This window comes from Rubrivivax sp. A210 (assembly GCF_904426505.1).
Classification (GTDB): Bacteria; Pseudomonadota; Gammaproteobacteria; order Burkholderiales; family Burkholderiaceae_C; genus Rubrivivax.
This window is the reverse complement of record NZ_CAJGBN010000001.1, coordinates 301,842-322,521: the sequence shown is the minus strand read 5'-3', so window position 1 is coordinate 322,521 and position 20,680 is coordinate 301,842. Positions and strand designations below refer to the sequence as shown.

At 70.7% G+C, this 20,680-nt stretch carries 16 protein-coding genes; 3 read left to right on the top strand and 13 right to left on the bottom strand.

What is annotated here, in order from left to right; all coding sequences use genetic code 11:
• Nucleotides 1-219: 219 nt before the first annotated feature.
• Nucleotides 220-1,995, bottom strand: a complete 1,776-nt coding sequence (locus tag JMV16_RS01400; protein WP_201492359.1) for a cytochrome C — start codon at nt 1,993-1,995, stop codon at nt 220-222.
• 22 nt (nt 1,996-2,017) lie between these two features.
• Nucleotides 2,018-2,956 (bottom strand): hypothetical protein, encoded by a 939-nt coding sequence (locus JMV16_RS01395; protein WP_201492358.1) that lies wholly within the window; start codon nt 2,954-2,956, stop codon nt 2,018-2,020.
• Nucleotides 2,957-3,151: 195 nt separating this feature from the next.
• On the opposite strand from JMV16_RS01395, the gene JMV16_RS01390 reads away from it, so the two are divergent.
• A complete protein-coding gene (locus JMV16_RS01390) occupies nt 3,152-4,465 on the top strand; it encodes an NAD(P)-binding domain-containing protein (RefSeq protein WP_236580302.1) in 1,314 nt (437 codons plus the stop codon).
• Nucleotides 4,466-4,471: 6 nt separating this feature from the next.
• On the opposite strand, the gene JMV16_RS01385 is transcribed toward JMV16_RS01390, so the two are convergent.
• The 6 genes from JMV16_RS01385 to JMV16_RS01360 all read right to left on the bottom strand — a co-directional run bounded on the left by JMV16_RS01385 (nt 4,472) and on the right by JMV16_RS01360 (nt 13,360).
• The gene (locus JMV16_RS01385; protein WP_201492357.1) at nt 4,472-5,848 is read right to left on the bottom strand and encodes a sensor histidine kinase; all 1,377 of its coding nucleotides are present in this window, start codon (nt 5,846-5,848) and stop codon (nt 4,472-4,474) included.
• Nucleotides 5,848-6,513 carry a response regulator gene (locus JMV16_RS01380; RefSeq protein ID WP_201492356.1) on the bottom strand — a complete coding sequence of 222 codons (666 nt, stop codon included), beginning with the start codon at nt 6,511-6,513 and terminating at the stop codon, nt 5,848-5,850. The genes JMV16_RS01385 and JMV16_RS01380 overlap by 1 nt, the downstream gene beginning before the upstream one ends.
• Before the next feature lie 3 nt (nt 6,514-6,516).
• Nucleotides 6,517-7,740 (bottom strand): c-type cytochrome biogenesis protein CcmI, encoded by a 1,224-nt coding sequence (gene ccmI / locus JMV16_RS01375; protein ID WP_201492355.1) that lies wholly within the window; start codon nt 7,738-7,740, stop codon nt 6,517-6,519.
• 64 nt (nt 7,741-7,804) lie between these two features.
• Complete coding sequence (locus tag JMV16_RS01370; protein WP_201492354.1) at nt 7,805-10,636, bottom strand: FAD-binding and (Fe-S)-binding domain-containing protein; 2,832 nt, start codon at nt 10,634-10,636, stop codon at nt 7,805-7,807.
• Nucleotides 10,637-10,652: 16 nt separating this feature from the next.
• Nucleotides 10,653-12,314 (bottom strand): L-lactate permease, encoded by a 1,662-nt coding sequence (locus JMV16_RS01365; protein WP_201492353.1) that lies wholly within the window; start codon nt 12,312-12,314, stop codon nt 10,653-10,655.
• Between the two features lie 164 nt (nt 12,315-12,478).
• Nucleotides 12,479-13,360: a LysR substrate-binding domain-containing protein gene (locus JMV16_RS01360; RefSeq protein ID WP_201492352.1), complete on the bottom strand. Its 882-nt coding sequence runs from the start codon at nt 13,358-13,360 to the stop codon at nt 12,479-12,481.
• 246 nt (nt 13,361-13,606) lie between these two features.
• On the opposite strand from JMV16_RS01360, the gene JMV16_RS01355 reads away from it, so the two are divergent.
• Together JMV16_RS01355 and JMV16_RS01350 are read left to right on the top strand one after the other, a co-directional pair.
• Complete coding sequence (locus tag JMV16_RS01355; protein ID WP_201492351.1) at nt 13,607-14,071, top strand: Rrf2 family transcriptional regulator; 465 nt, start codon at nt 13,607-13,609, stop codon at nt 14,069-14,071.
• 11 nt (nt 14,072-14,082) lie between these two features.
• Nucleotides 14,083-14,628: a hemerythrin domain-containing protein gene (locus tag JMV16_RS01350; RefSeq protein ID WP_236580301.1), complete on the top strand. Its 546-nt coding sequence runs from the start codon at nt 14,083-14,085 to the stop codon at nt 14,626-14,628.
• Nucleotides 14,629-14,653: 25 nt separating this feature from the next.
• Here the strand turns inward: JMV16_RS01350 and JMV16_RS01345 are convergent, their stop codons facing one another.
• From JMV16_RS01345 to JMV16_RS01325, 5 genes are all read right to left on the bottom strand, one after another.
• Entirely contained in the window at nt 14,654-15,841 is a 1,188-nt protein-coding gene (locus tag JMV16_RS01345; RefSeq protein WP_201492350.1) for a lanthionine synthetase C family protein, read from the bottom strand.
• 44 nt (nt 15,842-15,885) lie between these two features.
• Nucleotides 15,886-16,515 carry a response regulator transcription factor gene (locus JMV16_RS01340; protein WP_201492349.1) on the bottom strand — a complete coding sequence of 210 codons (630 nt, stop codon included), beginning with the start codon at nt 16,513-16,515 and terminating at the stop codon, nt 15,886-15,888.
• On the bottom strand, nt 16,512-17,909 hold the full coding sequence (locus tag JMV16_RS01335; protein WP_201492348.1) for a HAMP domain-containing protein: 1,398 nt from the start codon (nt 17,907-17,909) through the stop codon (nt 16,512-16,514). Before JMV16_RS01335 ends, JMV16_RS01340 begins: the two co-directional genes overlap by 4 nt.
• A gap of 291 nt (nt 17,910-18,200) precedes the next feature.
• A complete protein-coding gene (gene xylB, locus JMV16_RS01330; protein WP_201492347.1) occupies nt 18,201-19,712 on the bottom strand; it encodes a xylulokinase in 1,512 nt (503 codons plus the stop codon).
• A gap of 19 nt (nt 19,713-19,731) precedes the next feature.
• Nucleotides 19,732-20,676 (bottom strand): AraC family transcriptional regulator, encoded by a 945-nt coding sequence (locus tag JMV16_RS01325; RefSeq protein ID WP_201492346.1) that lies wholly within the window; start codon nt 20,674-20,676, stop codon nt 19,732-19,734.
• Nucleotides 20,677-20,680: the final 4 nt, after the last annotated feature.

Below are 20,680 nucleotides of genomic sequence, written 5' to 3'. Positions count from 1 at the left end.
CCTGGCAGCAGACCGCGTCCGGCCCTGCCTTGTGCCGCGTGGCCGCGGTTTGGATGCCCGCTTGCCTCTTCATCATCGGATTTCCCCCAGCCCCTGGCCAACAGCCCCGGCTTGCGCCCGACGGCCGCCCCCTGGCGGTCGTTCGGCCTGTCTTTGAATCAGTCTGCGGGGCCGCTGGCGGCCCGCGTTAAACCGCGCTTAATCTGCAACCGCACGCCCTCAGCGCGCGGCCCCGGCCTTGCGCAACTGGCGCCAGCTGTCGGCGCTGTGGCACTGCTCGCAGCGGCGGCCGAAGCGGCCCTCGTGGCGGTCGTCCTTGCGGTGGCAGGCCAGGCAGTCGCTGCCCACCGCGGCGATGGGCTTGCCCGCCGGCGCCGGCTGGGCATGGCAGGCGGTGCAGGCCACCTTGGGATGGCGCCCTTCGAGCTTGAACTTGGTGCGCGCGTGGTCGAAATCCCACAGCGTCCAGGCGCGCACGTTGTGGCAGTTCTGGCAGGCCGCGCCCAGCGTCGCCTTGTGCTTGTCGTCCTTGCGGTGGCAGGCCAGGCAATCGCTGGGCGCCTCCTTGTAGCGCAGCGTCTTGTGGCAGTCGCGGCAGGCCACGACGGCGTGGCCGCCGGCCAGCGCGAAGCGCGTCTTGCCATGGTCGAAGCGGGCCACCTTCCAGTTGACGTCGGTATGGCACTGCTCGCAGCGCGTGCCCAGCGTGGCCTCGTGGCGGTCGTCGCGGCGGTGGCAGGAGACGCAGGCCGTGGGCGTGCCCTTGTAGTCCTTCAGCGTCTCGTGGCAGTCGTGGCAGGCGACTGCTTTCGCCGCGTGGGCGTTGCGCAGCGGGAATTTGGTGCGCGCGTGATCGAAGCGGCCCGGTACCGATTTCCAGTTCACCTCGCCGTGGCAGTCGCCGCACTTGGGGCCCAGGTTGCCCTTGTGGCGGTCGTCCTTGCGGTGGCATGCGATGCAGTCGCTGGGCGTGTTGCGGTACAGCGGGTCGGCGTGACAGTCCTTGCACGGCGTCTTGATGTGGGCGCCCAGCAGCGGGAAGCGCGACTTGTCGTGGTCGAAGCTCTTGGCCGGATCCTTCCAGCTGCGCTCGCCGTGGCAGTCGGCGCACTTGTTGCCCAGCGTGCCCTCGTGCTTGTCGTCCTTGCGGTGGCAGTCCACGCAGGCGCTGCCCAGCTTCTGCACATAGAGCGTGCCGGTGTGGCAGGCGCTGCACTTGACGGCCCGGTGCTTGTCGCGCAGCGGGTACTTGGTGTCGGCGTCGTGGTTGAAGCTCGACGGCTTCCAGGCCTTGGCGCCGTGGCAGGCTTCGCAGCGTTCGCCGTAGCGGCCCTTGTGCTCGTCTTCCTTGCGGTGGCAGCCTATGCAGGTGCGCGGCGTGTCCTTGTAGCGGGCCTGGGCATGGCAGGCCTCGCACTTGGCGGCCTCGTGCTTGTCGACCAGCGGAAAGCGCGTCTTGGCGTGGTCGAAGATGGCCTTCTTCCAGTCCTTGGCGTCGTGGCAGTCCTCGCACTTGGCGCCCAGGCCGCCCTTGTGTACATCGTCCTTGGCGTGGCAGCCATTGCAGGCCAGGGGCGCCTCGCGCCAGCGCTTGGCCGGCAGATGGCATTTGGCGCATTCGACGCCGGCATGCTTGTCGTGCAGTTCGAAATCGGTGGCGCGGTGGTCGAACTGGCGCTGGTCGAAGGCCGCCACCTGGGCGGCGCGGCCCTTGTGGTCGGTGTGGCAGGCGCGGCAGGGCTGGGCCTGCTGCTTGGCGTCGCGCCGCCCGTGCCAGCCCTTGTGCAGGCGGATGTCTTCGCCCACGTCCTTGTGGCAGGCCAGGCACAGGCCGTCCTGGGCATTGCGCTCGAAGCGCACATGGCAGGCTTTGCAGTCGTGCTCGGTCTTGACGTGGCCCTGGATCACGAGGCCGGGCGCCAGCACTGATTCGATGGTCTGGGCCGGCAGCGCGCCGGCCCACAGCAGGGCCAGCGCGGCGAGAAGGCGCCGCATAAAGGGCCAGGTGGGCACGGCTTCAGTAGGCGTGTACAGCGATCACGTGCACGATGGCGCTCAGGAACAGCAGGTAGACGAAGGGCGTGTGCGCCACATGCCACCACGAGAACAGCCGCGCCCAGGCGCTGAACATGGCCACGTTCTGGGCACTGCCCAGGTAGGAATCGACCAGTCGCTGCGCCGCGCGATGGCGACCCTGCAGCTGGCGCCGTGTCCAGCCCTCGGTATGGGCCACGGCCACCAGGCGGCGGCGCAGTTCGGCATTGCACCAGGCCGAGGCGCGCCAGCGCAGCCAGGGCAGCAGCACCATGGCGCGGCCGATCTCGGCGCCGGTGACGATGCGCTGTTCCAGCGCCTGGCGCTCGAACTCGCGGCAGCGCTCGACCACATGCGGCGCGAAGCGCAGGCGCACGGCGCCGGTGTTGCTGGCGACCAGGCGCTCGCGCAGCTGGTCAAGCCCCAGCGAGACGCCGTTGACATTGCGGTGCAGGCGCACATAGAGAAATCGCCCTGCAATGCCGCTGACAGCGACGATGAACATCGAGTAGAAGGCCACGCCGGCATTGAGGGAGTTGATCTCGAAATTGGAGTGAAGCAGGATCAACAGCGGTCCAGTCAGTCCAAGAAGAATGTGAGCCAGGAACCACAGCCTGGCTTTGCCCAGGCGCTGCATGAAGCGCAGGTACTTGCGCATGGGGTAGCTCAACAGCAGCAGCATGCTGACACCGCCGGCCACGCCCAGCCAGTAGGCGGTGTCGGACTGCGTGGTGTAGAGCTGCAGCCGCGTGAACAACCAGGTTGCCACCAGCAGGGCTGCCAGCATCAGGTAGAGAAAAACCTCGCGCACGCCGCCGTGGTGGCCGGAATGCTCGGCGTCCTGCAGCGCACGGCTGATGCCGGGGGCCGCCGGCGCGCTTGCGGACGGCGAGGGGTAGGCGGCTATCGCGTGATCTGACATGAGGTCCCCATCGGCAGAAACACCGGCTGGCTGGAGGCCTTTTCAGAGCCTGCCCGCCGCCTTTCCGCTCGATCATTCTGGGCGCGGCGGGGTGGCGTTTCTTAAGATTCGACGAATGCTGCAACGCCGCATTACAGTCCTTACGGGAAAGGCTTCGGCCTGCCACACTCGCCGGCCGAAGATCGTTCTGTGGCCATGGAATCCAATCTCTACCTGCTGCCCTATATCGCGCTGATGGCGCTGGCCGTGCTGCTCCATGTGGTGCGCAGGCAGCGCCGCCTGCGCCGCGCCGAGGCGCAGTTGCGCATCGCGCAGAAGTCGGGGCTCAACGAGCCGCCCTCGCTGCATCCGGTGGTCGACCCCGACCGCTGCATGGGCTCGGGCGCCTGCGCCAGGGCCTGCCCCGAAAAGGCCCTGGGCGTGGTCGACGGCCTGGCCACCTTGGTCAATGCCTCGGCCTGCATAGGCCACGGCGCCTGCTTCTCGGCCTGTCCGGTGCAGGCCTTGAGCCTGGTCTTCGGCACCGAGAAGCGCGGCATCGACATCCCCCACATCAGCGCCGACTTCGAGACCAATGTGGCCGGCGTCTTCATCGCCGGCGAACTGGGCGGCATGGGCCTGATCCGCAAGACTGCCGAGCAGGGCCGCCAGGCCATGGCCGGCGTGCGCAAGCGCGCCGCCAACAGCCACGCGGCGCCACTGGACGTGGTGATCATCGGCGCCGGGCCGGCCGGGCTGTCGGCCGGCTTGAGTGCCATCCACCACCAGCTGCGCTACCGCCTCGTCGAGCAGGAGGATTCTCTCGGTGGCTCGGTCTACCACTACCCGCGCCACAAGCTGGCGATGACGGCCCCGGTGACCCTGGACCTGATCGGCACGGTGCGCCTGGGCGCCGAGGTGCAGAAGGAGAAGCTGCTCGCCTTCTGGCACGACATCGTCGGCAAGACCCGGCTCGAGATCCACTACAACGAGCGCTTCGAGGGCCTGAAGCTGCGCGCCGACGGCACCTACGAGTTGCTCACCAGCCTGGGCAGCTACCACACGCAGTCGGTGCTGCTGGCCCTGGGCCGGCGCGGCACGCCGCGCAAGCTGGGCGTGCCCGGCGAGCAGCAGGCCAAGGTGGTCTACCGCCTGGTCGATGCCGAGCAGTACCGCGGCCACGCGGTGCTGGTGGTGGGCGGCGGCGACAGCGCGGTCGAGGCCGCGGTGGCGCTGGCAGCCGAACCGGGCACCACGGTGACGCTGTGCTACCGCGGCGAGGCCTTCTCGCGCGGCAAGGAGAAGAACCGCCTGGCGCTGGAAGGGTGCGTGCGCGAGGGCAGCATTCGCACGCTGCTGAAGTCGCACGTCTTGCGCATCGATGCCCAGACGGCGACGCTGCAAACTGCCGACGGCAGCGAGGCCACCCTGCCCAACGACCACGTCATCATCTGTGCCGGCGGCGAATTGCCGACGCCGCTGCTGCGCTCCATCGGCATTTCGTTCGAGACCAAGTTCGGCAAGGCCTGAGCCGGCTCAGCGCGGTGGAAACACCACCTCGGCGAGCAGGCCGCCGCTGTCGGCCTGACCCAGGCGCACCTCGGCGTCGTGGGCGTCGGCCAGGGCCTTGACGATGGAAAGGCCCAGGCCGCAGCCGGGCGTGGCGTTGCCCTTGCCGCGGTGGAAGCGCTCGAAGCAGCGTGCGCGCTCGGCGGCGGGGATGCCGGGGCCGTTGTCGGCCACCCAGAGCACGGCATGGCCATCGTCCGTCAGGCGCGTGCCAACGAACACCGGCCCCTCGCCGGCTGCGTGGGCCACCGCATTGGCCAGCAGGTTGCGCAGGATGAGCTGCAGGCCGAAGGCCGAGCCGCTGAGGCGGTCCAGCGCCAGGCGCAGCTCGATGCGCACGCCGCGCTCGGCTGCCTGCGGGCCCAGCTCGCCCATCACGGCCTCGACCAGGGTGCGCAGTTCCACCGTCTCGCGCTCGCTGGCCAGGCGCACCGGATCGCCGGCCAGGGCGTCGCTGCGCGCCAGGTCGAGCAGCTGGCTCACCAGGTGGGCGGCATGGTCGACGCTGTCCTGCACTGCCTGCAGCGCCTGGTTGCGGTCGCCGGTGCTGGTGCGCGGATGGGCTGCCAGCTGGGCCTGGGCGCGCATGCCCGACAGCGGTGTGCGCAGCTCGTGCGCCGCCGCCGAGACGAACTGACGCTCGCTGCGCAGCGCCACATCGACGCGGTGCATCAGCTGATTGACGGCCTGCAGCACCGGCGCCAGCTCCAGCGGCTCGCGCCCGCGCGGCACCGGGCGCAGGTCGCCGGGGCCGCGGCTGGCGATCTCGTCGGTGGTGCATTGCAGCGGGCGCAGGGCCAGGCGGGTCAGCAGCAGGCTCATCAGCGCCAGCGCGGCGGCCGACAACAGCACGCCGTAGAGCAGGTAGCCGCTGAAGACATCGGCCAGCAGGCGGCGGCGCGAGATGGGCTCGCCGGCCTGGATGCTGAACTTCTGCGTCGGCCCCACCACTGTCGCGATGCGGTAGGCCTGGCCGTCCAGCGCGAGCGTGGCGAGGCCGGAGGCGTTGGCCGGGGCGGCGGTGGCGCCGGCGGGGACGTTGTGGCTGGACAGGATGAGCCGGCCCTCGCCCGACCAGATGCGGTACCAGTAGCGCCCGCCCGCGGTGGCGTCGGTGTCGATGTAGGCCGGGATGCTGCCGCCCAGCGCGGCGATCTCCATCAGCTCGTGGTCGGCAAAGACCAGCACGGTCTGCGCCACGTCCTTGAGCCGCTCATCGAAGAGCAGGGCGTCTTCGCGCTCGACGACGACGTAGATGGCCGCGCCGCCAGCCAGCCAGGACAGCGCGCAGCAGGTGGCCGCGATGCCCAGCAGTCGCCCGCGCAGCGACCAGCGGGCGGCCATCAGCCCGCCGGCCCCAGGGTGTAGCCGACGCCGCGCACGGTGCGTATGAGGCCGGCGCCGAGCTTGCGCCGCAGATGGTGGACGTGGACATCGACTGCATTGCCCACGGCCTCGTCGGGCGCGGCGCCCAGGGCCTGCAGCAGCTGGTCGCGCGAGACCGCGCTGCCGCGCCGGCGCAGCAGCGCCTCGAGCAGGGTGAACTCGTGGTTGGTGAGCGCGACGTAGCTGCCGTCGACCGAGACCGTGCGGCTGGCCATCATCATGGTGAGTCCGCCATGGCGCAGCACTGGCTCGGAGGCACGCGTGCCCTGGCGGCGCTGCACCGCGCGCAGCCGCGCCGCCAGCTCGTCCAGGTGGACCGGCTTGACGAGAAAGTCGTCGGCACCCAGATCGAGCAGGCGCACGCGGTCCTTGACCTGCTCGCGTGCGGTCATCACCAGCACCGGCAGCTCGTAGCCGGCCGCGCGCAGGCCTTGCAGTGCGGTCTCGCCGTCGATGTCGGGCAGGCCGAGGTCGAGCACGACCCAGTCGAAGCCGCCCTGGCGCAGCGCCGGCTCGATCTCGCGGCCGAGCGTGATCCACTCGACCTCGATGCCGCCGTGGCCCATCCAGGTGCGCACGGCGCCGGCCAGGCGCGCGTCGTCCTCGACGAGCAACAGCTTCATCGCTCAGCGCACGGGGTTGGCGATCTCGAGTTTCAGGCCCTGGGTGCCCAGGGCCACGGGATCGCTGGCCACCTGCCAGTCGCCGGGGGCAGGAACGGCGGAGCCGCTCTTGCTGATGCGCGCACCCACCACCACCTGGGGCGAGCCCGAGAGGCGGGCCGCCGGGCTCATGGCCAGGCTGTCGTCGAGGCGGAAATCCAGCGGCAGGTCACGCACCTGCTTGCGCAGCAGGGCCAGCGGTATGCGCGAGCCGCTGGGTGCGCGCGCAAAGATGAAGACGGTGTCGTCGGGCCCGACCTGGCCCTTGGCGGCAGCGCCCAGGCTCACGCGCCCGGAAACGAAGGCATTGGCCGCCGCGGCGGGCGCGGCGGCTTCGGCCGTGGCGGGCGCGGCCTGGGCCGGCGGCGCGGCAGCCGTCGCGGGTGCCGGGCTCAGGCCGGCGCGCTCGCGCGCCGCGTTCAGCGCGCCCTGCAACTGCTGGGTGAACTCCTCGGCCGGGTCGCTGGCCTTGACGGCGCGCTCCCACATCGTGGCCGCGCCCTTGAAATCGCTGCGGTTGTAGGCGGCGGTGCCGGCCAGCGACAGCGCCTTCACATTGGCCGGGTCCAGCGCCAGGGCCTGTTGCACCAGCTTTTCGGGCTCGCCTTCGAGGCTGCGGTTGTTGACCACGGCCATGCCGTCGGCATAGTCGGCCAGGGCCTGGGCGTCCTTGGGGCGCAGCTCGATGACGCGCTTGTAGGCCGCCAAGGCCTCGGCGTGGCGCGACAGTGCCGTGTAGCTGCGGCCCATCATCGACCAGCCCTCGGCGTCGTCGGGCTTGGCCTTCAGGCGCTCTTGCAGCTTGGCGATCAAGGCCTCGATCTCGGCATTGCCGGTGGCGTGGCCCTCGGCCGTGGGCGTGGCGCCGGCGGTGTCGCCGGGGGCGATCCACAGGCCCTCGTGGTTGCCGCGCCAGGCATAGCCCAGCAGGCCCACCAGCAACACGAAGCCGGCGACAGCACCGATGAGCACCGACGAAGGCCGCTGGGCGGCGACGGCCGCCGCCCCTGCGGGTGCGCCCGTCACCTGGGCCAGGATCTGCTGTTCGAGCGCCTGGCGTGCATGCTGGGCCGCGGCGCCGGTGAGCACGCCTTCCTTGATGAGGGCATCGATCTGGGCCAGCTGGCCCTTGAGACGCTCCAGCACGGAGGTGCCGGAAGCGGTAGTTTTCGCGGAATTGGATGTCATTGGCGACGCGGTACGGTGCGGATTTTGCAGGGCCGTACTGTAGTGGCTGGCGCTTAACCCTTTCTTAGCGGCGCGGACTGGCGCAGGCATCGACGAGCTGGATCAGCGAGCGGTAAGGCATTCCCGCGTGCTGAGAAAGCCCGATCTCGCAGGTTCGGCTGGACGAGACACCCGAACCGCAGCCCGTCGGCAATGCCGCTTTCAGGTGGCGCAACGCATGGGCGTTCAGCTCGGGGTGGCTGAAGCCCTTGTCGCCGGCAAAGCCGCAACACTGCACCTCGTCGACCTTCACCACCTGGGCGCTGCAGCGCGCGGCCACGGCGTACAGCTTGTCCGCCGTGCCCATCTTGCGCACGCTGCACACCGGATGCACGGCCACCGGCTCGGCCTGCGGCGCGATGTCCACCCGCGGCAGCACCTGGTCGTGCAGGAACTCGACGCTGTCCTGCACCGCCAGCCGCCCGCCCAGGAAGCGCTGCATGCGGTGGCTGCAGGGGCTGGTGTCGAAGACGATGGGCAGGCGCCCGCCCTCGCTGGCCTCCATCAGCACCGCCTCAAGCTCGGCCGCCTTGGCATCGGCGGCGGCCATCTGGCCCTTGCTTTCGAAGGGTTGGCCGCAGCACAGGCCGTCAAGCCGCGCCGGATAGACAACTTCGAAGCCAGCCTTGCGGAACAGGCGCTCGGCGATCTCGGGCAGGGCCTGGATCGGGCCGTCGCCGCGCTGCGGGCCCATGTTGCGCGCCGAACAACTGGGGAAGTAGACGATGCGCTCGCCGGCCTTGGCGGGGCCGGGCGCGGCCTTGCGCGGCGGCACGAAATGCACGGGCCGAGGCAGCGTCGGGCTCCACTTCGGGCTGCCGGTGAGCTTGCGCAGGCCGTCGCTGGCGCCCTGCATGGCCGCCGTGCCCAGCAGGCCGTGCAGCAGGTCGGCCGTGCCCAGGCCCAGGCGCACCGCGCTGCTGGCGGCGCCGAAGTTGCCGGCCGCCGCTTCGGCGACCTGTTTGGCGACCGCGCCGGAGCGCCGGCCGCGCAGCGACTTGATGAGTTCGCCGGTCTCGATATAGACCGGGCAGCTGGTGGCACACAGGCCGCAGGCGGCGCAGGTGTCGATGCCGGCGTGGGCATAGAGGCCCTTCAGCTCGGCGGCTGCAGCGGCGCCCTCGGGCTGGCGCTCGAGGCGCGAGATCTCGCGCCAGCCGACGATGCGCTGGCGCGGCGACAGCGTGAGCCCGCGCGAGGGGCAGCGCGGCTCGCAGAAGCCGCATTCGATGCACTTGTCCACCAGGCTGTCGGCGGCCGGCAGCGACTTCAGATGCTGCAGGTGGGCGCGCGGGTCGGCGTTGAGGATGACGCCCGGGTTGAGCAGGCCCTCGGGGTCGAACAAGGCCTTGATGCGTCGCATCAAGGCGGTGGCCTGGGCGCCCCATTCCATCTCGACGAAGGGCGCCATGTTGCGGCCGGTGCCGTGCTCGGCCTTGAGCGAGCCGTCGTACTTGCCCACCACCAGCTCGGCCACCGCGTCCATGAAGCGGGCATAGCGCTCGACCTCGGCGGGGTCGTCGAAGCCCTGGGTGAAGACGAAGTGCAGGTTGCCGGCCAGCGCGTGGCCGAAGATGATGCCCTCGGCATAGCCGTGCTCGCGCATCAGCGCCTGCAGGTCCAGCGTGGCCTCGGCCAGGCGTTCGACCGGGAAGGCCACGTCCTCGATGATCACCGTGGTGCCGGTCTCGCGCATCGCGCCGACCGACGGGAACATGCCCTTGCGCACGGCCCAGTAGCGCGCGCATTCGGCCGCGTCGGTCGAGAAGCGCGGCGGTTCCAGCGTCTGCAGGCCGGCCAGTCCGGCCTCGATGGCGGCGATTTGTTGGGCCAGCGTGGCGGCGTCGGCAGCGCGCGTCTCCACCAGCAGCGCGGCGCCGTCGGGGCCGATCTGCGCCAGCGCCGGTGGCAGGCCGGGCTTGCCTTGCACCGAGCGCAGCGCGGCGCGGTCGGCCAGCTCCACCGCGTCGACCGGCTGGCGTTCCAGCAGGGTCACGGCATGGCAGGCGACGCCCAGATCGCCGAAGAGGATCAGCGCGCTGGCCTTGTGGGCGTGTTCGGCAACGGTGCGGTAGGTGATCTCGCTGATGAAGCCCAGCGTGCCCTCCGACCCGATCATCAGGTGCACCAGCACATCGATAGGGTCTTCGTAATCCACCAGCGCATTCAGGCTGTAGCCGGTGGTGTTCTTCATGCGGAACTTGTGGCGGATGCGCGCGGCCAGGGCCTCATCCGCGCGCACGTCGGCCACCAGCTGTGCCAGGCCGGCCAGCAGCTCGGGCCTTTGCCGGGCCAGGGCGGCGCGGCTGGCGGCATCGGCGCTGTCGAGCACGCTGCCGTCGGCCAGCACCACGCGCATGGATTCCACCGTGCGGTAGCTGTTCTGCGCCGTGCCGCAACACATGCCGCTGGCATTGTTGGCGGCAATGCCGCCGATCATCGCGGCGTCGATGGACGCCGGATCGGGGCCGATCTTGCGGTGAAAGGGCGCCAGGCGCCGGTTGGCGGTGGCGCCGATCACACCCGGCTGCAGCGAGATGGTCCAGCCGCCCTCGCCGACGCGGCAGCCGCGCCAGCCGTCGCCCAGCATCACCAGCACCGAGTCCGAAAGCGCCTGCCCCGACAGGCTGGTGCCGGCGGCGCGGAAGGTCAGCGGCGTCTTCAGCTCGCGGCAGTGCGCCACCACCGCCAGCAATTCGGCCTCGCTGTCGACCACCACCACCAGCTGGGGCACCAGGCGGTAGAAGCTGGCGTCGGTGCCCCAGGCCAGGCGGCGCAGCGGGTCAGTAATCAGCCTTTCGGCGGGCAGCAGCGCGGCCAGGCGCCGCTGCAGTTCTTGGTACGCAGCGGTGCTCATGGTCGCGCCGCGCCGCTCAGTGCACCACCATCGCCGTGAACGGCCAGACGTAGGCCTGGAGCGTGACGAAGAGTCCCACCAGGCAGGCCAGCACCAGCGAGTGCCAGAACACGAAGCGCAGGATCAGGCCTTCCTTGTTGAACCAGCGCGTGGCCGTGCTGGCCACGACGATGCTCTGGGCGTCGATCATCTTGCCCATCACGCCGCCCGAGCTGTTGGCCGCACCCATCAGGTTGGGGCTCAGGCCCAGCTGCTCGGCCGCCACCTTCTGCATGCCGCCGAAGAGCACGTTGCTGGCGGTGTCGGAGTCGGTCATGGCCACGCCGATCCAGCCCATCAGGGTGCCGAAGAAGGGATAGAACACGCCGGTGTTGGCAAACGCCAGGCCCAGCGTGGTGTCGGTGCCCGAGAAGCGCGTGAGCGTGCCCAGGGCCAGCATCAGCACGATGGTCAGCAGCGAATAGCGCACCAGCACCAGGGTGCGGAAGAAGGTCCGGACGATGTCCAGCACCTTGTAGTTCATGATCAGCGCGCCGATGACGGCAGCCAGCAGGATGCCGGTGCCGGTGGCCGAAAGCAGGTTGAGCGTGTAGACCGCGGCCTCGGGGTGCGGGGTGGGCACCACCGGCGGCACCTTCATGATCAGGTTGTGCAGGCCTTCGATGGGGAACTTGGGCGCGAACAGGCCGTTGAGGAAGTTCTTCACCGGAGGCAGGCCCCAGACGAAGACGAAGACGGTGAGGATGGCCCAGGGCGTCCAGGCGCGCACCAGTTCAGAGCGCGGGTGCGACACCACCGGCCGCGGCGGCTTGGCCTCGCTGGCGCTGGCATCGTTGCCGCGCATCGACGGCGAGGTCCACACGGTCTTGGGCTTCCAGACGCGCAGGAAGGCCACCAGGCAGATCATCGAGACGATGGCTGCGATGATGTCCACCAGCTCGGGGCCGATGAAGTTGGACACCAGGAATTGCGGGATCGCGAAGCTCAGGCCCGTGACCAGGATGGCCGGCCAGATGTCCCACATGGCCTTGCGTCCGGCGAAGGCCCAGATCAGCCAGAACGGCACCAGCAGGCTGAACAAGGGCAGCTGGCGGCCGATCATGGCGCTGACTTCCATCACGTCGTAGCCGTGAACCTTGGCCAGCGTGATGACCGGCGTGCCCAGGGCACCGAAGGCCACCGGCGCGGTGTTGGCGATCAGGCTCAGGCCCGAGGCCGCCAGCGGCGAAAAGCCCAGGCCGATCAGGATGCCCGCGGTCACCGCCACCGGCGTGCCGAAGCCGGCCGCACCCTCGAAGAAGGCGCCGAAGCAGAAGGCGATCAGCAGCAGTTGCAGGCGGCGGTCATCGGTGATGCCCGACAGCGAATCCTGCAGGATCTTGAAGGTGCCGTTCTGCTCGGCCAGCTGCTGCAGGAAGATGATGTTGAGCACGATCCAGCCGATCGGCAGCAGGCCGGTGAGGCCGCCCAGCACGGCGGAGCGCCCGGCCATGTCCAGCGGCATGCCGTAGGCCAGCACGGCCACCAGCACGGCGGCGATCAGGCCCAGGCCGGCCGCGATGTGGGCCTTGATATGGAGGAAGCCCAGGCACACCAGCATCACCACCACCGGAATCGCGGCCAGCGCGGTGGAAATGATCATGTTGCCAAAGGGGTCGTATACCTGCTGCCAGACCATGTCTTGTCTCCTGGGGAACGTTTCTTGGAAGGCTCCGTGCTGCTGCCATCGCGTGGCGCCCGCCCGGGCCTGGAACGGCAGCGAGTGTCTGTTGGCCGCGCCCGCCGCGGCGTGAAAGCTTTGTTGGCCGCGCGTGAATGTTTTTCACGCGCGGCCCTGCAGGGCTACTTCAGCGCCTGTTGCAGCCAGTCGACGAAGGCGGCGCATTCCCAGCGTGCCAGCGTGCCGTGCTTCCAGCAGATGAAGTGGTGGTGGGGCGAGGGCACGGCGCGCGGCGACAGGCGCACCAGGCGGCCGTCGGTGAGCCAGGGCGTGCCCAGCTTGAGCCGCATCAGGGCCACGCCGAAGCCGGCCGCGGCGGCGTCGAAGACGAGGCCGGCATCGTTGAACTGGGCCCCGGCCTTGGGCTCGGGCAGGGCGATGCCGCAGGCCTGGAACCAGGTGCTCCAGGGTTCGAGCGTGCTGCGTATCAGGTGGGCGCGGCCCACCGCGGCGCGGCTGTCGAAGCCGTCGAAAGGCCCGGCCTGGTTGATGTACTCGGGGCTGGCGACGGGGCAGATCTCGTCGCTGAGGATGCGCACCTGCTCCACGCCCTCGTAGGGCCCGGTGCCGAAGCGGATCTCGAGGTCGGCGTCCTCGGCCTTGACGTTGAGCAGCGGGATCGAGACCTGCAGCACCAGTTCGACCTCGGGGAAGGCGTGGCGGAACAGCGCCAGCCGCGGCAGCAGCACCTGGCGCGAGAAGGTCGGCGTGGTCGCCAGCCTGATGCGCGCTGGCGCATCGCCCGGCGCCGCATCGGGCACCAGCTGCAGCGCCTGCAGGCCCTGGCGCACGCGCGCCAGGTAGGACTCGCCGGTGGCGGTGAGGCTGAAATCGGCACGCGCGAAGAGCTGCGCGCCGAGCTGGGCCTCGAGTTGGCGCAGGCGGTGGCTGATGGCGCTGGGCGTGACGCACAGCTCCTCGGCCGCACGCGCCGCGCTGCGCAGGCGGGCGACGGCCTCGAAGGTCTCGAGGCAGTGGATGGGCGGGATGCGGGCTGGAGCCATGGCCGCTCAGGCGCCGCGCGGCGGGGTCAGGCGAAGATCCTGCGGCACGGCGGTCTCCGGGACTGGTTCTGGTTGCGGGCCTGGCGGGGCCGGAGGCGGTGGCATCCTGCAGGACCCGGGCATGGCACCCGGCAATCGGGGCGTCGCGAGCAATCTTACTCAGGTCAGGGCCCTGCAGACCCGGGCCGGACCCGTAGCAGCACTGGCAGGCGAAGACCTACCATAGCCCCATCTTCAGCAGGCCCCATGAGACTCGCCGAATTCACCGACTACAGCCTGCGCGTGCTGATGTATTGCGCGGCCAACCCGCAACGCCTGGTCACCATTGCCGAGTTGGCCGAGCGCCACAAGGTGTCGAAGAACCACCTGATGAAGGTGGTCAACGACCTTGCCCGCCACGGACTGCTCGAGACCACGCGCGGCCGCGGTGGCGGATTGCGCCTGCTGGCGCGGCCCGAGGACATCCGCATCGGCGATGTCGTGCGCCATTGCGAAACCGATTTCCGCCTCGTCGAATGCTTCGACAGCGCCAGCGATGGCTGCACGCTCACGCCGGCCTGCCGCCTGAAGGCTGTGTTCGGCCGCGCGTTGGCGGGGTTTTTCAACGAACTGGACGGGGTGACCTTGGCCGACATCAGCCCGCCGCCGGCGCTGGCGGCGGTGGCTGCGCCGGTCTCGCGCCGCCGAGCCGTGGCCATGCCGCCGCGCTAGGAGCCTGGGGCATGCCACGCCAGGTCAAGCCCATGCCTTCGCCGGTGGCCGCGGCACTGGCGCCGCTGCAGATGCTCTCGGCCGGCCACCACCGTGCCGATTGCCTGTGTACCGCACTGCGCTGGCTGGTGGCCCACCTGCCCGGCCACGGTGCCGACGCCGAGGCGTGCGAGGCGGCCCGCGCGCTGGTGAAGCACTTCGATGAAGCCTCCACCTTGCACCATGCCGACGAAGAGCTTGATCTCTTTCCGGCTCTGGTCGAATCGATGTCTGGCTCTGACGCCGCCTGCCTGCGCGAGCTGGTCGAGGCGCTGACGCGCGAGCACCGCGAGATGGAGGCGATGTGGCGGCGGCTGCGCCCGGCCTTGCAGGCGGTGGCCGAGGGCGAGGCCAGGCCGCTCGCGCCGGCCGAGGTGGAGCCGCTGCTGGTGCTGTACGCCCGCCACATCGCACGCGAAGAGTCCGAACTGCTGCCGCTGGCGGCGCGGCTGATCGACGACCAGGCGCTGGAGCGCATGGACCGCACCATGCGCGCAAGGCACACCAAGGCTCGTTGAAGCCGGACGACAGGCCCGGCCGGCCTCAATCGAAAACGTCCAGCGTCGGAAATCGCGCTCGGCCGCCCAGGCAATCCCACAGGTAGATGGCCAGGCCGGCATCGCCGTTCCACAGCGAGCGGCGCAGGCCGCCGTACCGCACCTCGTCGGCCTCGCTTTGGACGATGGCATGCATGGCGAAGGCGCGGGCGCGCTCCAGCCACAGCGGGTCTTGCGTGCGGACGTAGAGCTTGAGCAGCGCATAGCCATTGCCGGCCGTGCCATGGCAGAGGCCGGCGCCCTTGGCCAGCGGCCCGGCGGCCCAGATGGCGCGGCCGGCGGCCAGCAGGGTTTCGTCCAGCGCCGCATCGGCGCCATCGGCCAGCGCGATCACCAGGCCCGGGGCGCCGTGGCAGAACTGCATCAACTTCTTCCATGGCCGCGGCTCGCCGTCGGCCAACTCATCGTGCCAGTTGGCGCGGTCTCCGTCCCACACCGCGGTGCAAGCCACGGTGGCGGCAATGCAGTGCTGCCAGGCGGCGCGGGCTTCGCCGTCGAGCAGGTCCAGGCCGCGCAGCACCGCGCCGGCGGCACCGGCAAAGCCATGCGCCGCGCCGAGCAGGCGGCTGCGGTGGCCGTAGAGATCCTGTGTCCAGCAGCAGCCGTGGCTGGGTGATGCCTCCAACGTCTGCCACATCCCTGCCGCGATGCGGCGAAACAACTCGGCCCAGCGTGCCTGGCCGCTGCGCCTGTGCATGAAGAGCGCCGCCAGCAGGCTGCCGGGTGCGCCCCACATCAGCTCGCGCGAGGGGTGGTCCGTGTTGGATTCGATCAGCGCCGCCACCGCCTCGTCGTGCCCCATCATCATCAGCAGCGGCGTCTCGCCCATCAGGTAGGCGGCGTGCTGGCCCTGGCCGCAGATCCTGGACCAGGCGCGGCTGTGGGTCAGGAGGGTGTCCGCGCCCGCCAACGGATCGTGGCGCAGCACCACCGCGCCCTGGGCGCCCAGGTAGCGCAGCGCCCACACCATGCCGATGGCGCCGAAGTACAGCGGCGTGGGCATGAGGCCGGGGTCTTCGGCGGGGTCGACATCCCGCACATGCAGCGGCCAGCCGCCGCTCGGCAGGCGGCTGCTCTCGGCATCGGCGGCGATGCGGGAGAGGGTCGCGCGCACTCGGGCTTCGTCCCAGGGGATGGTGATCAGGGCCTGATGGCGCCGGGGGTCGTGCAGCATTTCGTGATTGTGCGGGGAGGGCTGCGCCGGCCCAGGCTCACGCATCAGGCGTCGATCAGGCCCCAGCGCAGCGCCACCAAGGTCAGCTCCGACTGGTTGCCGGCCTTGAGCTTTTGCTTGATGTGGTACAGGTGGGTGCCGATGGTGCTGGTCGAGAGCTTGAGGTTGTCGGCGATGCGGGCCACGCTAAGGCCGCGGGCGAGCTGGATGAAGACCGCGAACTCGCGTTCGCTGAGCATGTCCACCGGCGAGGCCTCGCCATCGATCTGCGCCACGGCCAGGGCCTGGGCGGTCTGGGCGTCGAGGTAGCGCTCGCCCCGCGCCACCGCGCTCACCGCGGTGATCAAGGCCTCGGGCGCGCTGCGCTTGGCCAGATAGCCCAGGGCGCCGGCGCGCAACGCGCGCCGCGGATGGGCGGTGTCCTCGTGCGCCGACAGCACCAGAACGCGGGCCTTGGGGTTCTGGGCCAGCAGGCGGCGCAGCGCCTCCAGACCGCCCATGCCGGGCATCGACAGGTCGAGCACCACCACGTTGGGCTGCACGCGGGCATAGTCCTGGCAGGCCTGCTCGCCGCTGCCGGCCTCGGCCACGACCTCGATCTGGCTGTTGGCCAGCAGCATGGAGAAGCCCATGCGCACCAGCGCGTGGTCATCGACCAGCATCACGCGGATCATGGGCCGGCCCCTTCTTCGATGTCCGCCGCCCCGTGCAGCGGCAGGGCGAGCCTGAGGTGTACGCCGGCTGGCACGGCCGCCTGCACGCTGAGGCTGCCGCCCAGGCCGGCGGCCCGCTCGGCCATCCAGCGCAGTCCGTGGTGGCCCGGTGAGCCGCCGGCCTGGGCGGGGTGGCGCGGCGCCGGGTCGGGCAGGCCGCGGCCGTCGTCGACCAGATCCAGCGCCACCTCGGCATCGGCCACCTGCACGCGCAGGTGGATGCGCCTGGGCTGGCCGTGGCGCAGTGCATTGGTGATGCCTTCCTGGGCGCAGCGGTAGAGGGCCAGCGCGGTATCGGGCGACAGGGCCGCCGCGGCCAGCTCTATCGTCGTCACTATCTGCACCGCGGGCTGGCTGCGGCGGGTGCTCTCGGCGAGGTCATGCAGGGCCTCTTCCAGGCCCAGGGCATCCAGCACCAACGGTGCCAGGCGCGGGATCAGGCCGTGCATCGCGTCGTACAGGCGCGAGGCCTCGTCGGCGATGAGGCGCGCCGCCTGCACCGTCTGGGCATCCTGCGGCGGCTCGCGCTGGGCGATGGACAGGGCGATGCTGCGCATGGCGGTGACCGATTGGCCCAGCTCGTCGTGCAGCTCGCGTGCGATCAGGCGCCGTTCCTGCTCGACGTGGTGGTCGACCCAGCGCGCCAGCTCGCGCTTGTCGGACAGTTCGCTCTCGGCGCGTGCGGCGCGGCGTTCGGTCTCGAGGCCTTGCTGCAGCCGCGCCACCATGCGGTTGAAGGCGGCGCCCAGGGCCGCGGCCTCGCTGCCGGCCAGCGGCGGCAGGGCCACATCCAGGCGTCCGGCATCGAGCCGGTTGAGCGCGGCCACGATCTCGCCAAAGGGCCGCACGGCGCGCCCCACCAGCCCCAGCACCAGCATGTTCACCACCGCCAGCAGCACGAGGGCGACGAGGGCGATGCGGCTGAAGTCGTCCCAGGCGTCGAGCAGGGCGCGCGAGGCGTCGGCGCGCACCTCGAGCCGGCCGTCGGGCAGGGCGATGGCCTGCACGCTGGGCACCGGCGCCAGCAGCCAGCCGAACCAGGCCGGGGCATCGCGGCCGGCCTTGTAGGGCGAGGGGGGCGAGCGGTAGAGCACGTCGTCGGCGCTGTTCAGCAGCGTGATGTCGTTGGAGCGCACGCGGCCCAGGTCCTGCAGCAACTCGCGTACCGCCACCGTGCCGCGCGAGGCGTAGACCCAGACGGCGCGATTGAGCAGCTGCCCGGCAACGCGGTTGGCGGCCACCACTTCCTCGTGTACCGAGTCGCGCATCTCGCGCATCTGCATCGCCAGCAGCGCGACGACGAAGAGCAGGGTCAGCGCGCCGACGATGAGGTTGATCCTGGCCTTCAGTCCCATGGCTGCCCATCGTCGTCGAAACGGCCGCGGGCCGCAAAGCGGGTCAAGGCCTCGGCCTGGCGGCGGAGCCGGGCCGTGGCTTCGGTGAGGAGGGCGGTGGCGGACATCGTCAGATCAGGCGGGCTTGGAGCGCGGGCGCATCGTAGCGGCGCCGCGTGGGGGGGCGGGCCCTGCCGCTCGATTCATGAAAAGCCAGGCCACCGCGCTTGTGCTGCAGTGAGGGCCGCTTGGCTCCTCACGAGCGAGATCAACGACTTGGCGTGCGTGCGGGGCTCGAAGGGAAAAGTCGGGCTAGGCAGCCGCCTCGAACTGCCCGTCGACGGCCTTGTACAGCGCCCGGAAGCGGGCATGGCGGACCTCGAGCATGGCCAGCGCGGTGCTTGAGGGCTCGAAGCGCTGCGCGATGGGCGGTGCCAGGCAGACCCGGGCGATGGCGGCAACTTCGGCCACGCCCTGCTCGCCCAGATCGGCCAGCCAGGCCAGCCGGGCCGCGCCGAGGGCGCCGCCGGCCTCGCTGCCGGTGTGGGTGTGCAAGGGCACCTGCAGCACGTCGGCCAGCAACTGGGCCCACAGCGCGCTGCGGGCGCCGCCGCCTACCAGCGACAGCGCTGCCACCGCCTCCAGGGGTTGATTGCCCGCCGCCTGGCGCAGGGCCAGCCAACCGTCGAGCAGGGCCAATGACACGCCCTCGATCACCGCGTAGCCGAGCACCGCCGCGCCGTGGTCGCCCGTCAGGCCGAAGAACACGCCCTGGGCGTGCGGGTTGTTGTGCGGTGTGCGCTCGCCGCTCAGATAGGGCAGGAAGAGCGGCGCACGGGCGCGTTGATCATCGCTGAGCGTGGCCACCTGGGCCAGCAGCGCGGCCTCGTCGGGCTGGCCCAGCAACTGCGTCACCCAGCGCAGGCTGTTGGCGGCGCTGAGCATCACGCTCATCTGGTGCCAGCGGCCGGGCAGGGCGTGGCAGAAGGCATGTACGGCCTCAGCCGGGTTGGGCTGGAAGGCGGCGCCGGCGAGGAAGATCACGCCCGAGGTGCCGAGGGACACAAAGCCTTCGCCCGGCCGCACCACGCCCATGCCCACCGCGCTGGCCGCGTTGTCGCCGCCGCCGCCGGCAATCAGCACCTCGGCAGGGAGGCCCCAGCGCTTTGCCAGCTCGGGCTTCAGGCGGCCGGCGGCTTCGCTGCCTTCCACCAGGCGCGGCATTTGCGCCTCGTTCAGACTGCAGGCGGCCAGCAGCTCGGGGCTCCAGCGCCGCGCCGCCACGTCCAGCCACAGCGTACCGGCGGCGTCGCTCATCTCGGCGATGCGCTCGCCGCACAGCTGCAGGCGCAGCCAGTCCTTGGGCAGCAGCACGCCGTCGACGCGGGCGAAGACTTCGGGCTCGTGTTTGGCCACCCACAGCAGCTTGGGTGCGGTGAAGCCGGGCATGGCAAGGTTGCCGGCGATCTGGTGCAGGCGCGGCACGCGCCGTTCGAGTTCGGCGCATTCGTCGCCGCTGCGGCCGTCGTTCCAGAGGATGGCCGGGCGCAGCACGGCATCGGCGGCGTCCACCAGCACCGCGCCGTGCATCTGGCCCGAAAGGCCCAGCGCGCGCACCCGCGCCATCGCCGTCGGCTGGGCGGCGGCCAGGCGCTGCAGCGCGCGGTCGCAGGCGGCCCACCAGTCGGCCGGGTGCTGCTCGCTCCACAGCGGCTGTGGGCGTTGCAGCGTGAGCGCCTCGCCGGCGGTGGCGACGATGCGGTGCTGCTCATCCAGCAGCAGCGCCTTGAGTTCGGAGGTGCCGAGGTCGAGGCCGAGGTACATGGTGGGCCCGGGTGCGGGTTCAGGCCTGTGAACCGGCGAAGCGGCTCTCGGCCTGGCGGCGGAACTCGGTCGGCGTGATTCCCTTGATCTCGAGGAAGCGCCGGTTGAAGTTGGCCAGGTTGTTGAAGCCGACCTCGTAGCAGATGTCGCCCACCTTGCGGTCGGACTCCATCAGCAGCTGGCAGGCGCGGTTGATGCGCACGCGGTTGACGAAATCGGTGAAGTTGTTGCCCGTGGTGCGGCGGAAGAAGCGCGAAAAGCGGCTTTCGCTCATGCCCAGTTCGGCCGCCACCTCGGCCGCCACCAGGGGTTGCGAGACATCGGCCATCAGGCGGTTGACGATGGGGTTGATCTGGTCGAGGCCGGCGTCGTCGTCATCGGCCTGCATCTGCACGGCCGAGAGCATGCGGTAATCGGTGCAGGCCGCCAGATCGGCCATGTAGTCGGCAAAGGCGGCCAGCCGCCGCAGGCCGCGCGCCTGCTTGACACGCTGCCACTGCGTTTGCGCTCGATCGGCCATGCCGAAGAACTCGACGCCATGGCGCGCACGCTCGAGCAGCGGCCGCAGCTCGGCCAGCTCGGGCAGGCTCTCGGCTGCGGCGGCAATGGGCGCCAGCGGGAACTGGATGACCAGGTCGCGCAGCGCGACGCCGCCCTCGGGCACGTCCATCGAGACCCAGTTGTGCGGCAGGCGCGGCCCGGTCAGCACCAGGTGGCCGGGCTCGAAGGGGCCTATCCAGTCGCCGACGAAGGCCTTGCCCGAGGTGGCGACGATGAGGTGCAGCTCGAACTCGTCGTGGTGGTGCCAGCGCGCCAGCGGCGTCGGGAAACCGTGCGCCAGGCAGCGGATGACGCCGCTGTCCTCAGGCGCCTCGTAGCCCAGGGCCGGGTTGCGCGTGTGGTCGCGCTCCAGCTCGGGCTGGCGCTGGCGCAGGCGAGGGTGGGATGGGCCTCGTGCCGGCATGGTG